A 13,211-nucleotide genomic window follows, 5' to 3' on the forward strand; every position below is an offset into this window, starting at 1 on the left:
CCACCGGAGTGTCCCGGACGGCGACGACCTCCATGCCCGGGGCGTGGACTACGGTCGTCCGGTGACCGCGCCACCGCTGGACCCGACGACCACCCCGGAGCAGCAGTCCGTGCTGACCGCCGAGGTGGCCGGCGAGAAGGCGGCCGATCCGGCGGGCGGGCAGAGCGCCGGCTTCACCGTCCGGCTGGCGAACTTCACCGGCCCGTTCGACCTGCTGCTGCAACTGATCAGCAAGCACAAGCTGGACGTCACCGAGGTGGCCCTGCACACCGTCACCGACGAGTTCATCTCCTACATCCGGGCCATGGGTGACGAGTGGGACCTCGACGAGACCAGCGAGTTCCTGCTCATCGCCGCCACCCTGCTCGACCTCAAGGCGGCCCGGCTGCTGCCCTCGGCCGAGGTGGAGAACGAGGAGGACCTCGCCCTGCTGGAGGCGCGGGACCTGCTGTTCGCCCGACTGTTGCAGTACAAGGCGTACAAGGAGGCGGCGGCGCACATCGCCGAACTGGAGGCGGTCGGCGGGCGACGCTACCCCCGCGCGGTCACCCTGGAGGCCCGCTACGCCGACGCCCTGCCCGACCTGGTGCTCGGTGTCGGCCCCGAGCGGCTGCTGAGGCTGGCGGTCCGGGCGATGACCCCGAAGCCGGTGCCCGAGGTCTCCATCGCGCACGTGCACCTGGTCCGGGTCAGCGTCCGGGAGCACGCGACGATCCTCGCCGAACGGCTGCGCCGGGCCGGCACCGCCACCTTCACCCTGCTCTGCGCGGACTGCGAGATCACCCTGGAGGTGGTGGCCCGCTTCCTGGCGCTGCTGGAGCTCTACCGGGAGGGGCTGGTCGCCTTCGTCCAGGAGGAGGCCCTGGAGGAGCTGACCGTACGCTGGACCGGCCCCGCCGACGGCGACGCCGACCTGCACGTCGACGAGTACGCCGGCACCCCCGCCGACCCCGACGAGACCGGTCCCGTCCCGGGCGGACCCGCCGTGTCCGCCGACCCGGCGGGCGAAACCGCGACGACGCAGGAGACGTGATGAGCGACGAGGAGCGCCAGGACTCCCTGGCCGATCAGGCGGCCGCCTGGGTCCCGCCGTGGGAACGCCCCGCCGCCCGGCAGGCTCCCGCTCCCGTCCCGACCGACTCCGGGACCGCGGACACCTCGGGAACGGCACCCGACCACGACCTCCCCGATCCGGTCGTAGCGGGGTCCCCGCCGGGCGATGACGACAGCGCCACCCCGGTGCCGCCCGGCGAACTGCCGGCGGACGCCGGGCCCGCTGACCCGGGCGACACCCCGGCCGATGCGGCACCCGACGAACCGGGGACGCCGGTGGACCCGGGTGGGCCGGTGGCGGCGGCCGGGACCGGGGCGGGTGCAGCCGGCGTCGGCCCCGACCCGGCGGGGGAGCGGGACGCGGCGGGCGTACCGAAGCGGCGGCCGGCGGGGCGGCGGCGGGCCACCGTCGTGCCGGAGCCGGCACCCGAGCTGGACGACGCGGAGCTGCGGGGCGCGTTGGAGGCCATCCTGCTGGTGGTCGACGAACCGGTCAGCGAGCTGGTGCTGGCCCAGGTGCTGGAGCAGTCACCGGAGCGGATCGGGCCGGTGCTCGACGACATCGCCGCCGGCTACACCGCCGCCGGGCACGGCTTCGAGCTGCGCCGGGCGGCCGGTGGCTGGCGGCTCTACACCCGGCCGGAATACGCCACCCACGTGGAGCGGTTCGTCCTGGACGGGCAGTCGGTACGGTTGACCCAGGCCGCCCTGGAGACGCTCGCGGTGATCGCCTACAAGCAGCCGGTGACCCGGGGACGGGTCTCGGCCATCCGGGGTGTGAACTGTGACGGGGTGCTCCGTACCCTGGTCTCCCGAGGGTTGGTCGAGGAGTGCGGCGCCGAACCGGACAGTGGGGCGTTCCTCTTCCGGACCACCACGATGTTCCTGGAGAAGCTGGGCCTGGACTCGGTCGCCGACCTGCCCCCGCTCGCCCCGTTCCTCCCCGACGACGTAGAAGAGCTTGCCGATGCCACGCGATGACCGTTCCCCCAAGCCCGACGCCCCGGTGTACGAAGGCGCCGAACGCCTCCAGAAGGTGCTCGCCGCCGCCGGGGTGGGCTCCCGCCGCGCCTGCGAAGATCTGATCTTCCGGCGTCGGGTCACCGTCGACGGGCGGGTCGCCCACCTCGGCGACAAGGTCGACCCCGCCACCGCCGTGATCCACGTCGACGGCGAACGCCTCCAGGCCGACAACCGCCTGGTCTACGTGGCGATGAACAAGCCGCGCGGGGTGGTCACCACCATGTCGGACAACAAGGGCCGCAACGAGCTCGCCGAGTTCATCGGCAACCGGGTCGAGCAGCGGGTCTACCACGTCGGGCGGCTCGACGCGGACAGCGAGGGCCTGCTGCTGCTCACCAACGACGGGACCCTCACCCACAAGCTGATGCACCCGTCCTACCAGGTGCTCAAGACGTACCTGGCCGAGGTGGCCGGGCCGATCCCGCGCCACCTGGGCAAGCGGCTGCTGGCCGGCGTCGAACTGGAGGACGGGCCGGTGAAGGTCGACTCGTTCAAGGTGGTGGACACCCTGGGTAAAACCGCCCAGGTGGAGCTGAGCCTGCACGAGGGACGCAAGCACATCGTCCGGCGGTTGCTGGCCGAGGTCGGGCACCCGGTGTCCCGGCTGGTGCGTACCTCGATCGGGCCGATCAAGCTCGGTGACCTGCGCACCGGGCGGATCCGGCGGCTGACCAACGCGGAGGTCGCCGCCCTGTTCAAGGTCGTGGGTGACTGACCCGTCGTAGCGGGTAGGTGTGCCGGTAGGCTTCCACGCGGCCCACGGGCCGGCGGGTGGTGCAGGTCGCCCCCGACGGCGGCGCGGGGGGCCGACCCGCGAGGCGCGGGATGATGGACGATCGATGGACGACCGCTCAACGGCACCGGAGGAACCGGTGACCCGCGAGGTACGGGCTGAGGAGGACAACGGTGGAGGAAAACGTACGGGCCGGGCGCTGTGTGGTCGCGGTGGACGGGCCGTCCGGTTCGGGTAAGTCCACCGTCTCGCGGCGACTCGCCGTCGACCTCGGTGCGCGTTACCTGGACACCGGCGCGATGTACCGGGCGATCACCTGGGCGGTGCTGCGCTCCGGCGTCGACCTGACCGACGCCGCCGCGGTGGGCAAGGTTGCCGGCGAGGTCGAGCTGCGCATCGGCACCGACCCCCAGGGGTACGGCGTGACCGTCGACGGGACGGGTGTCGACCAGGAGATCCGGGGCCCCGAGGTGACCGGCGCGGTCTCCGCGGTGGCCGCCGTGCCGGCGGTGCGGGCGTTGCTCGTCGCCCGGCAGCGGGAACTCATCGCCCAGGCCGGCCGGATCGTGGTCGAGGGCCGCGACATCGGCGCCGTGGTGGCCCCCGACGCCGACCTGAAGGTCTACCTGACCGCCTCCGAGGCGGCCCGCGCCCGACGCCGCAGCGCCGAGGACGCCGCCGACGTCGCGGCGACCGCCGCCGACCTGGCCCGGCGGGACCGGCTCGACTCCACCCGCACGGTCAACCCGCTGCGGCAGACCGACGACGCCGTCGAACTGGACACCACCGAGCTGGGCATCGACGAGGTCGTCGCCCAGCTGCGTGAGCTGCTCACCGAGCGGGGTGTGGCATGAGCGACGGATGGGTGGAGCTGCGCGAGCCGGAGGTCACCGTCGAGGAACCGACCGGCCCGCAGCCCGTGGTGGCCGTTGTCGGTCGGCCCAACGTGGGCAAGTCGACGCTGGTGAACCGGATCATCGGCCGGCGGCAGGCGGTCGTGGAGGACGTTCCCGGGGTGACCCGGGACCGGGTGCCGTACGACGCGCAGTGGAACGGCCGCTCGTTCACCGTGGTGGACACCGGCGGCTGGGAGCCGGACGCGAAGGACCGGGCGGCGGCCATCGCCGCCCAGGCCGAGACGGCGGTGGTCACCGCCGACGTGGTGATCTTCGTGGTCGACGCCATGGTCGGCTCGACCGATGTGGACGAGGCCGCGGTGAAGATGCTGCGGCGCAGCGCCAAACCGGTGATCCTGGTGGCCAACAAGACCGACAACACCGCCATCGAGATGGAGGCGACCGCGCTGTGGTCGCTGGGCCTCGGTGAGCCGTTCCCGGTCTCCGCACTGCACGGCCGGGGCTCCGGCGAACTCCTCGACGCGATCCTCGACGCGTTGCCCGACGCGCCCAAGATCGTCGAGAACCGCCCGCGCGGTCCCCGCCGGGTGGCGCTGGTCGGTCGGCCCAACGTCGGCAAGTCCAGCCTGCTCAACCGGTTCTCCGGTGAGGAGCGGGCGGTCGTCGACTCGGTCGCCGGCACCACCGTCGACCCGGTGGACAGCCTGGTGGAGATCGGCGGCGAGACCTGGCAACTGGTCGACACCGCCGGGCTGCGCAAGCGGGTCGGCAAGGCCAGCGGCACCGAGTACTACGCCAGCCTGCGTACCGCCGGGGCCATCGAGGCGGCCGAGGTGGCGGTGGTGCTGCTCGACTCCAGCGAGCCGATCAGCGAGCAGGACCAGCGGATCCTGACCATGGTCGTCGAGGCCGGCCGGGCCCTGGTGATCGCCTTCAACAAGTGGGACCTGGTCGACGCCGACCGCCGGTACTACCTGGACAAGGAGATCGACCGGGAGCTACGCCGGATTCCCTGGGCGATCCGGCTCAACCTGTCGGCGCAGACCGGCCGGGCCGTCGACAAGCTCGCCCCCGCGCTGCGCAAGGCGTTGGCGAGCTGGGAGACCCGGGTGCCCACGGCGCAGCTCAACCAGTGGCTCACCGCCCTGGTCCAGGCCACCCCGCACCCGGTGCGCGGCGGCCGGGCCCCGAAGATCCTCTTCGCCACCCAGGCGGGTGTCTCCCCGCCCCGGTTCGTGCTGTTCACCACCGCGCCGCTGGACGCCGGCTACCAGCGTTTCGTCGAGCGCAAGCTCCGCGAGGAGTTCGGCTTCGAGGGCAGCCCGGTGGAGATCTCGGTACGCCCCCGCAAGAAGCTCGGCCCCGGCGGCCGGGGCAAGGCCCACGGCTGACCCGGCACCGTCAAGGGCTGCCGTTCCCACCCGGGAACGGCAGCCCTTCCCGTACCCCCCTTTCCTAGGACGCTTTAGAGGTGGTGGCGGTGCACATCAATGCGGCAGGGGGCTGTGCGCACGGTGCGAAGATCCTGCGCTAAGCTGTACCGGCTGCCGCGGGGGAGACCACGCGGGGAGTATCGGGACGTGGCGCAGCTTGGTAGCGCACTTGACTGGGGGTCAAGGGGTCGTCGGTTCGAATCCGGCCGTCCCGACGCATCTGACCAGGGGATATGCCGTCGAAGGCATATCCCCTGTGGTCTTTTCAGAGCAGTTTTGTCGCGTTGCTGTCGCAGCCTCACGCGGATCTTGCAGCGGCGGTCAGGCGGCCCGGGCGTCGGCCGCGTCGAGGGCTGCGCAGGTGGCGCTCACGCCGTCGGCGGCGGCGTCGCGGGTGAGGTGGCCGTAAGTGTCGATGGTGGTGGCCACGTTCCTGTGGCGCAGCGTCTTGGACACCACGGCGATCGGCACCCCTTGGTTGATCATGATGGTGGCGGCGATGTGTCGCAGGTCGTGCACCCGGATTGCCGGGAGCCCGGCGTCGGCGGTGAGGCGGCGCAGGTGGTCGAGCACGTACTGCGGCCGTAGGGGTTGTCCATCGGGTCTGGCGAACACCAGGTCGAGATTGTCGTGATGGCGGGCGGTCACCTGTTGCCGGCATTGGCGGCGGCGTTGCCGCTGCAACGCGTCGACGGCGCGGGTGGACAGGGCGACCCAGGCCCGGCTGCCGTGGGTCTTGGGCGCGTTCAACATGCTGCGGCTGTTGTCGACGCTGACCAACGTCCAGCGCACGAACAGTGCCCGCGCCTCGAGGTCCACATCGGCCCAGTGCAGGCCCAGAGTCTCGCCCTTGCGTATTCCGGTGCAGATCATCAACTCGAACAGGTCCGCGAGCGGATCCTCAACGGCGTGGCAGTGCCGCAGGAACGCGCTTGTCTGGCTGGTGCTCCAGCAGGTGAGCTCGGGTTCCGGCGGTCGGGGGATCATGGCGAAGCGGGCGGCGTTGTGGGGCTCCCGGTGGCGAAACCGGTACGGCGCATGGTGCTGCGCTTGTTCAGGCTCGGCAGGTCGACGGCGAACGCCCAGCTGCCGTGCCGCGCGTTGGACAGCTTGGGGCACCGGGGGCCGAGTAGTCGGCCGGTGCTGTCACGACAGGCGCAGCAGCGGTAGACGCGGCCCCGGTTCGGGTTCTGTCTCATGACGTCCTCCTCGGTAGAGGTGAGCTTCTGCCACCTCTACCGTTGCCCCGTTCGGCTGCGACAGCATCGCGACAACCCCGTATGTCCTCCATGCTTGTGACGGTCCTACTTGTCGTTCCGTCAAGGATGAGCACTCCCCCCGGCGTGCACGAGTGGCGGAGGGAGGATGTGGTGGGCGATGGCCCCGCGGGCCGCCGCCGTATGAGCGGCAGGCGAGGTGTCATGGCCAGCAGGGACGAAGGACCGGAGCGTCGGCCGCGGCGCGCGGGCTCTCCGCGTACCGCAAACGTGCTCCGCTCGTTCCCGGTTTTGCCGAGGTTTGTGGACGCTCGCTGCATAGGCCATGGCACGCGGAACGCGACGCCGGACGACTGCAGCAGATCAGCACCCACTGGCTGCGTCACACCACTTTGACATGGGTAGAGAGACTCTGCCTACGCCACCACACGCGCCTACGCCGGCAGCCAGCGGTGGCGACGCCGGCGGTCCCGTCTCACGCGTGGCACCTTCGTCGGTCACTGTGGGCAGATGCTGCCGGTGGGGCTGCCCGGGGGCAGGGCCTGCCGTTCGGCGTCTGTCATGTCGCGCCCGACGACCTGGCAAAGGCGGGCGGCCCAGGCATGTGGGTCGAGCGGAATGTGGCTGATCAGGTCGTCTCCGATGATGTGGAGGGTGTTGCCGTCCGGAGATAGAGTGCTTCCGGTCGCGCCTTTGCCGACTTCCGCACCGGCGGTGGTGTCTAGGTCTGCGATGGCGTCCCGGCGGGCCAGGTCCCACACGATATTCCTGGTGTCGGCTTTCACGATGATCCGGTCGGGCTCGGGGAAGGCCACGATCCGCAGTATGCCGCCGGGCTCGGACACTCGCTGTGGTGCGGCGATCGGCGTGGATCGTGCCATGTCCCAGATTTGAAGCATGCCTTCGGTGTCGAGAACTGCCAGTAGCCGGCCGTCAGGGCTGAAAGCGATGTCCGCCAGCGTGCCCAGGTCGGTAGGGTCCAGCGTGCCCAGCCGCTTGCCGCTTTTGAGGTCCCAGGTCTCGACGAACTGCTTCTCGACCTCGATTGCCATCGCGTCGGTGCCCGGGCGGATGGCGCACAGGCCGTTGTTGCGGGCGAGCCGGTCGAACTCCTGGCTGGTGTGCCAGGGCCGTATTGGTTCGCCGATCTGGGTACCCGATCGAACATCGAACCGGGTTATCAGCCGGCCGAAGACCACGTTGACCATGTCTGGTGTCGACTCGTCGGCGTCGATGCACAAGCCGCCGAAGGCGCGGCTGAGTTCGTGGGTTGGCCGCTTGATGCCAGGGGCGACGGGCAACGGCAGCCGGGCGGTCACCGTCAGCGAGGCCTCGCGCATCTGGCGGACCACGAGGTGTTCCCACTGGGCATCCAGCGCCAGCAGAAGCCGATCCTTGCTGAGGGACCCCAGCAGCAGGCGATCAGCATCGGTGGATCGTGCAAGCTCCCGGTCGCTGCCGATGTCCCAGAACGATAGCCACGGCTCACCAGTGTGAGCGGACAGGACGACCCTGGTCCCGTCGCCGCTGATTATCGTGGGGCCGGAGAAGGTGTCGATCATCGCGGTGTTCAGTCGAGTGAAGCCAACAGCCGGGATGTCGACGATGGCGACTGCCGCGCCGACCGCGACGACCATGCGGGTGCCGTCCGGGAGGGTGGCGAGGCGCTTGACCTTGAGCAGGGTGCCGCTCGTCGGCACGACAGTCCGCGAGGTGAGCCCTCCGGGTAGGTTGCGCAGTGTGATCACGGTGCGCGGGTAGTTGCGTCCCGGACTGTCGCGATCGACCTCGGAATCCTCACCCGTGATCGCGATGCTGCCGGTCGGGTCCGCCTCCAGGCCGTGGACGCAGCGCGCTCCTCGCATCGGGTATCGGCCGCGTACGCGGACCGGATCCAGGTCCCACCGGGTATGCACTCCGTCGATGCAGATGATCGCCGTGAGCCCGTCACCTCCGACCCAAACGCTGTCCTGATCCTCCAAAGCGGACACCAATACGGGAGTGCCCATGGACAGGTGCCAGAGAGTCAGGCCGCCGCTGGTCGCGACGATGATGCTCTCCCCGCGCGGGCCGAACCACACATTGTTGCCGTACTGGTCGAACTGCCTGACGAGCCCAGGGGGCACCGGCACCGACCGCCGCTGTTCGATGTCCCACACCCGCGGCCCGCCTCGGTCGAGGTGGGCCAGCAGACGGCGACCCGCTGAGTCGAACCGCAGACCCGTTTGAAAGAGTGCCAGGGGACCGCCAGCCTCCTGCCGAAACACGCTGGTGCCATCCGTCCGCCACACCTCGATCCGACCAGCCTTGTCGGCGCCCGCGATCAGAGCGCCGTTCGGGCTGAGAGCGGAGTATGTCAAGCCACCCTGGCCCAGGTATGTCGGGACGACCGGCTGCCGGTCGAGCCGCCAGAGCGCGATTCGACCCTGCGCGCCCAGCGCGGCGACGACCCTGCCGTCGGCACTGACGTGAACGTCCTCTAGCTGGCCGGCGTCCGCGGTATGCAACCTGTCCGTCGAGCGATAGCGCATGTACTCATCGGACAGGTTGGTCAGGACCGCCGGGTCCGGGCTCGACCGGTAGGCCGCTACCGCCATCAGTGCGGCCATGGCCGGGTCGCTGCGGTTGCGTTCAGGGACCTGGGCCGTCAGCAGCATCGCGGCGTTGGCGCGTAGTTGGCGTCCCAGTGCGTCGGTGCGCTGCTGCAGCACCACTGCCGCGGATCCGGCCACCACGAGCAGCACCACGATGACCGCGAGGACGCCACGCGACGCCGCGACACGTTGGCGGTGCCTGTGCTTGCTCGTGTCGAGGAACTCGATCGCGGTGGGAGGAAGCGGCGGGAACCTGTCCGACGCGGCGCGCCAGCGCGTGGCCCCCTCGGTAGCGGCGGTGAGCTGAGCGTTTCGGTAGAGAAAGGAAGCGTCGTGGCCGTTGGCGGCCCAGCCCGCTGCGTCGTCGGCGACCTGACTGAACAGGACGAGGTCGGCGACGTCGCCGTCCAGCCAGCCTCGCAGCCGCGGCCAGGCCCCGAGAAGCGCGTCGTGGGCAATGTCGACGCCGTTCTCGTTGAGACTGATCAACCGCTTGGCGATGAACATGTCCAGCACGGTGTCGATGTCGGTCCGTTCGCCTGCGTCGTACAGATTGTCGCGGGCCAGTCGACGTCGGGCGAGTTGTCGGTCACGCGACAACACGGTCAGCCGACGGAACACGGCCTGGGCGGCCTTCTGCTGGTTGAAGGTCAGCTCGCCGAACGCGGCCTCTGCGCTCGCCTGGACCGCGTGTGTGATCCCGCCGGACAGGCCGTAGCCTCGGTTGGTGAGCAGCCCCCCCCTCAGCCCGATGCTCCCAGGTGGCCAGCATCGCCTGCGACAGCAGCGGCAATGTGCCGGCACTCGAAGTGTCCGCGCCGCGCAGCTCGCCCAGCACGGTGTCGACCAACCCCGGCTCCAGCTCCAATCCGGCCGCGGCCGCCGGGCCTGTGATCGCGCACCGCAGCTCGGACTCGGTCAATGGCCCGACCACGAATGGCCCTGCCTTCATCGCCTCCACCAGCTGTGGGAATCCGGCGCACCGATCCCAGAAGTCGCCCCGAACACCGAGCACAACCAGTGCCGGCGGCTCATGGCGTGACCCGGTCGGCGTGGTCGCTGCGGCGTGAAGCGCGGTTACGAACGCAGTGCGCTGGTCCTCACCACCGTGGTCCTCGCTGTCCAGGGTGAACATTTCCTCGAACTGATCGACCAAGATCACCACCCGCCCGGTCGGGGCGGTCGAGGCCAGCCGGGCTTGGTGCACGATCACCTGGTACGCGGTCCGATGCGCCTGATCCGGTGCCGTCGCCAAGTTGCGGCCGACGGTGTTGGCGTCCGTTCCGCCCAGCACCGCCAGGTGCGCGGCCAGCTCCGCCAACGGCTCGCGAGTCGGAGTGAGCACAATGCGGGGCCACTGTGCCGAACCATCCGCGAGCGACCCGCGCGTCAGCTCAGGCAGCAGGCCCGCGCGCAGCAGTGAGGACTTTCCCGCCCCGGACGCGCCGGTCACGACCAGTATGCCGAGCCCCGTGAGCCGGGTGGCAAGGATCGTCACCAGCTCAGCGGTCAGGCGCTCCCGCCCGTAGAAGACCGCCGCATGATCCTGCTCGAACGGCAGCAGCCCTCGGTACGGGCAGCCCTCCCACACCGCCGTTGGCCCACCGCCCACGTTCGGCGTCGCTTCCCCTCGCGTGCGGCGCTCCATGACGGCCAACTCTTGGCGCACCAGCCACAGTTGCACCGCAATCTCGTGTGCCCGGGTCTGCTCGGCGCGGTGTTCAGCACCCTGCCGCCGTAGCGTTTCCAGGATCGCCCCGGCCGTCTCCCTGAGCTCGGCCAGCACGAAGTCGAACTCCTCGAAGTCCGTACCTACCGCCCGGAGCGCCGCGGTCAGCTCGGCCTGTGCGGCCGGATCGCCGAACTGGACGGCAGCCTCCAACGCCGCTGCCACGGTGCCCGTCACCCGCAGCACCTCAGCGACGTCACGCCTGAGCGCCTGCGCTCGCGGGTCGGCTGCAAGGGCATGTTCTATGGCGGCCGCCACCACAGCCTCGATCTCGTCGTGGGTCGCCCGGCGACCGCTGTCGCGCAGCCTCTCAACCGCTTTGATCACGACCTCGGACAGGACGTTCGCACCCACCGAGCCGAGTACTCCAGCCCCGGCAACCACCACCGCGCCGGCTCCCGCGACAGCTAGCACCGGTGCCAGCGCGGTTGCACACAGCACCCCCACCAGCCCCGCAGACGAGACATCCCGCAGTCGACGTCCCCACCCTTGGGCCACACCACGCCGGACCTTGGCATGAATCAACGCAGCCTCGTCAGCCTCCACGTTCGCCTGACACTCCTCATCATGCAAAGCTATTGACATGCAGCTGCGACGCTATCAGTGATCCGCAAACCAGCTATTCGGCCGAAACTCAGGATCATGAAGTGTCGAACGGAGGTACGCCAATGCGAGACTGGTTTCGGCGCTCGCTGCGATGGCCGAGAGCGCGGCGGCCGACGATGGACCACCGGTGATTGTGATTTGTTCTCGCGATCAGGATTTCTCACGTCCTCCCTGCGGCGCAGCTCCGGAACCGCCCGGTCTCGGATGAAGGAACCTCAGAGGGCGGTCCGGAGTGTTAGGTCCGTTTCTGGGCGTGGGTGAAGACTCCGGGCTCGTCTTCGCTGAGGACGTGGCGGTTGACCATGCGTTTCAGCTTCGCGCGGGTGCCTTCGACGTGTTTCGGTGAGGGTTCGACGCCGAGGGCGAGGCAGATTTCTTTGGCGCGCATGCCGGTGGGCGCGGTGTCGAGGACAGCCAGGACCTGCTGGTAGGGGGCGCTGGCGATGGTGGGGTCGTCGGCGGTGAACTCGGTGGCGGTGAGGGTGCGCAGGGTGGTGCGGGTGGTTGCTAGGTCGGCCAGTTCGCCGTCGAGGCGGGCGAGTTCACCGGTCAACGCGGTGATCTGCTCGCGGAGTTGGTCGGCGTGCTGGCGTGCGGTGGGATCGCGGTCGGCGATGAGGTCGAGGACGGTGGGTAGGTTCACCGGTGCCGCCAGGAGGGTGTGCTGGTTCCGGTCAACCGCCGTACGATGTTCGCCGTCGACGCCCACAGGGTTCGTGACACCGAGGATTCTGGTCGGCTCTCGTACTCGCGTACGAGGCGGCGGTGCAGCATCAGGGTGCCGTAGGTCTGCTCGACGATCCACCGTCTGCAGATCGGCACGAACCCGGGTCGGGTGTCGGATCGTTTGACGATCTCGACGTCGGTGCCCAGAACGGCGCCGTGCAGGGCGAGGTCCTGTGTGAACCCGGCGTCGACCCAGGCGTGGGTCACCGTCGGAGTGTGTTCGGTGACCTTGTCGAGCAGCCGGATACCGATGGCGTTGTCGGTGACCGACGCTGCGGTCACCACGACCGCGATGACCAGCCCTAACGCGTCCACTGCCAGGCCCGGCTTACGCCCCGGCACCTTCTTCGCCGCGTCCTTGCCGGTCGTCGCGGCCGGGACGTGGTTCGCCGCCCGGATCGACTGGGTGTCCAACACCACCGCGCTCGGATCCTCCCGACGGCCGACCTTCTCCCGTGCCTGGCAGCGCAGCAGGTCATGGATCACCTGGTCGGTGCCGTCGTCACGCCACAGCGCGAAGTAGTAGTAGGTGGCCGACTTCGGCGGCAGGTACGCCCACTGACAACCGGTCCGGTTCTGGTAGAAGATCGCGTTCACGATCTCCCGCAGGTCGTAGTCACCCTCACGACCCGACACCGACACCGCGACGCGTTTGGCCTTCCACGCCTGCAGGAACGGTCCAATCAGCTCCCACTGCTCGTCACTGACATCACTGGGATACGGCTTTCGATCACCCATGACCGGGCTAACGCCGCAGCCGCCCGACAGTCACGACCAAGACTCACATCCCGCAGATCGACCTGGCGCTATGCATTGCGAACCCGCCGGAAGGCCGCCAACCGGACGCAACGCATAGATCGGATCAAGTTACTGCGGACCGCCCTCTCACTGGACGTTTCCTTCACCTTCGCGCCAGTGTGACCGATTGGCGCCCCGGCCTTGGCGGGGCAACATGTCCCACTCGGGCCAGAATAGCCCCATCCCACCCGGCTCCACCCTGACCGGAAACGCAGCATTTCACCCCGGGATCGTGTCTGGTTCACATTCGGCTATACATCGACGGACATGACGTCCGCCGACCCGGTGCCACGGCACCGTACGCCTGAATCATGACCGCGCGACGAGCCTATCCGTCCGACCTATCCGACGCCCGATGGGCCCTGATCGCACCCCGTCTGACCGCATGGCGGCAGGCCCGCACCGACGCCGGCGTCAGCGGCCGCACCCCCACCCACGACCT

11 protein-coding genes, 1 tRNA gene and 1 pseudogene are annotated in these 13,211 nt (G+C 69.7%); 7 read left to right on the forward strand and 6 right to left on the reverse strand.

The window, feature by feature from the left end; translation table 11 throughout:
* Positions 1 to 61: 61 nt before the first annotated feature.
* The 6 genes from GA0070216_RS32800 to GA0070216_RS32825 all read left to right on the forward strand — a co-directional run bounded on the left by GA0070216_RS32800 (position 62) and on the right by GA0070216_RS32825 (position 5,314).
* Positions 62 to 1,033 carry a segregation and condensation protein A gene (locus GA0070216_RS32800; protein ID WP_091254591.1) on the forward strand — a complete coding sequence of 324 codons (972 nt, stop codon included), beginning with the start codon at positions 62 to 64 and terminating at the stop codon, positions 1,031 to 1,033.
* Positions 1,033 to 2,034, forward strand: coding sequence for an SMC-Scp complex subunit ScpB (gene scpB, locus GA0070216_RS32805; RefSeq protein WP_091254548.1), 1,002 nt, complete (start codon positions 1,033 to 1,035; stop codon positions 2,032 to 2,034). The genes GA0070216_RS32800 and scpB overlap by 1 nt, the downstream gene beginning before the upstream one ends.
* Positions 2,021 to 2,791: a pseudouridine synthase gene (locus GA0070216_RS32810; RefSeq protein WP_091254551.1), complete on the forward strand. Its 771-nt coding sequence runs from the start codon at positions 2,021 to 2,023 to the stop codon at positions 2,789 to 2,791. The genes scpB and GA0070216_RS32810 overlap by 14 nt, the downstream gene beginning before the upstream one ends.
* A gap of 191 nt (positions 2,792 to 2,982) precedes the next feature.
* Entirely contained in the window at positions 2,983 to 3,663 is a 681-nt protein-coding gene (gene cmk, locus GA0070216_RS32815; RefSeq protein WP_091254555.1) for a (d)CMP kinase, read from the forward strand.
* Positions 3,660 to 5,057 carry a ribosome biogenesis GTPase Der gene (der, locus tag GA0070216_RS32820; protein ID WP_091254560.1) on the forward strand — a complete coding sequence of 466 codons (1,398 nt, stop codon included), beginning with the start codon at positions 3,660 to 3,662 and terminating at the stop codon, positions 5,055 to 5,057. Before cmk ends, der begins: the two co-directional genes overlap by 4 nt.
* Before the next feature lie 183 nt (positions 5,058 to 5,240).
* A tRNA-Pro gene (locus GA0070216_RS32825) sits at positions 5,241 to 5,314 on the forward strand.
* A gap of 106 nt (positions 5,315 to 5,420) precedes the next feature.
* Here the strand turns inward: GA0070216_RS32825 and GA0070216_RS32830 are convergent.
* From GA0070216_RS32830 to GA0070216_RS32850, 6 genes are all read right to left on the reverse strand, one after another.
* Positions 5,421 to 6,086 carry a site-specific integrase gene (locus GA0070216_RS32830; RefSeq protein WP_091254563.1) on the reverse strand — a complete coding sequence of 222 codons (666 nt, stop codon included), beginning with the start codon at positions 6,084 to 6,086 and terminating at the stop codon, positions 5,421 to 5,423.
* Positions 6,083 to 6,298 (reverse strand): hypothetical protein, encoded by a 216-nt coding sequence (locus GA0070216_RS34235; RefSeq protein ID WP_141723282.1) that lies wholly within the window; start codon positions 6,296 to 6,298, stop codon positions 6,083 to 6,085. The genes GA0070216_RS32830 and GA0070216_RS34235 overlap by 4 nt, the downstream gene beginning before the upstream one ends.
* Positions 6,299 to 6,813: 515 nt before the next feature.
* Entirely contained in the window at positions 6,814 to 9,609 is a 2,796-nt protein-coding gene (locus tag GA0070216_RS32835) for a WD40 repeat domain-containing protein (RefSeq protein WP_342670819.1), read from the reverse strand.
* Entirely contained in the window at positions 9,500 to 11,185 is a 1,686-nt protein-coding gene (locus GA0070216_RS32840) for an nSTAND1 domain-containing NTPase (RefSeq protein ID WP_141723284.1), read from the reverse strand. Before GA0070216_RS32840 ends, GA0070216_RS32835 begins: the two co-directional genes overlap by 110 nt.
* Positions 11,186 to 11,480: 295 nt before the next feature.
* On the reverse strand, positions 11,481 to 11,888 hold the full coding sequence (locus GA0070216_RS32845; RefSeq protein WP_091254571.1) for a hypothetical protein: 408 nt from the start codon (positions 11,886 to 11,888) through the stop codon (positions 11,481 to 11,483).
* Complete coding sequence (locus tag GA0070216_RS32850; protein WP_091254575.1) at positions 11,885 to 12,709, reverse strand: IS5 family transposase; 825 nt, start codon at positions 12,707 to 12,709, stop codon at positions 11,885 to 11,887. The genes GA0070216_RS32845 and GA0070216_RS32850 overlap by 4 nt, the downstream gene beginning before the upstream one ends.
* Before the next feature lie 371 nt (positions 12,710 to 13,080).
* Between GA0070216_RS32850 and GA0070216_RS35965 the strand changes: the two are divergent.
* A pseudogene (locus GA0070216_RS35965) lies at positions 13,081 to 13,211 on the forward strand (IS5 family transposase); the annotation flags it as partial.

The sequence above is a fragment of the Micromonospora matsumotoense genome (assembly GCF_900091525.1).
Taxonomy (GTDB): domain Bacteria; phylum Actinomycetota; class Actinomycetes; order Mycobacteriales; family Micromonosporaceae; genus Micromonospora; species Micromonospora matsumotoensis.

Excerpts from the sequence above, each read along its gene's own strand:
- scpB (WP_091254548.1), top strand. The coding sequence starts at position 1,033 with ATGAGCGACGAGGAGCGCCAGGACTCCCTGGCCGATCAGGCGGCCGCC.
- GA0070216_RS32810 (WP_091254551.1), top strand. The coding sequence starts at position 2,021 with ATGCCACGCGATGACCGTTCCCCCAAGCCCGACGCCCCGGTGTACGAA.
- der (WP_091254560.1), top strand. The coding sequence starts at position 3,660 with ATGAGCGACGGATGGGTGGAGCTGCGCGAGCCGGAGGTCACCGTCGAG.
- GA0070216_RS32830 (WP_091254563.1), bottom strand. The coding sequence starts at position 6,086 with ATGATCCCCCGACCGCCGGAACCCGAGCTCACCTGCTGGAGCACCAGC.
- GA0070216_RS34235 (WP_141723282.1), bottom strand. The coding sequence starts at position 6,298 with ATGAGACAGAACCCGAACCGGGGCCGCGTCTACCGCTGCTGCGCCTGT.
- GA0070216_RS32850 (WP_091254575.1), bottom strand. The coding sequence starts at position 12,709 with ATGGGTGATCGAAAGCCGTATCCCAGTGATGTCAGTGACGAGCAGTGG.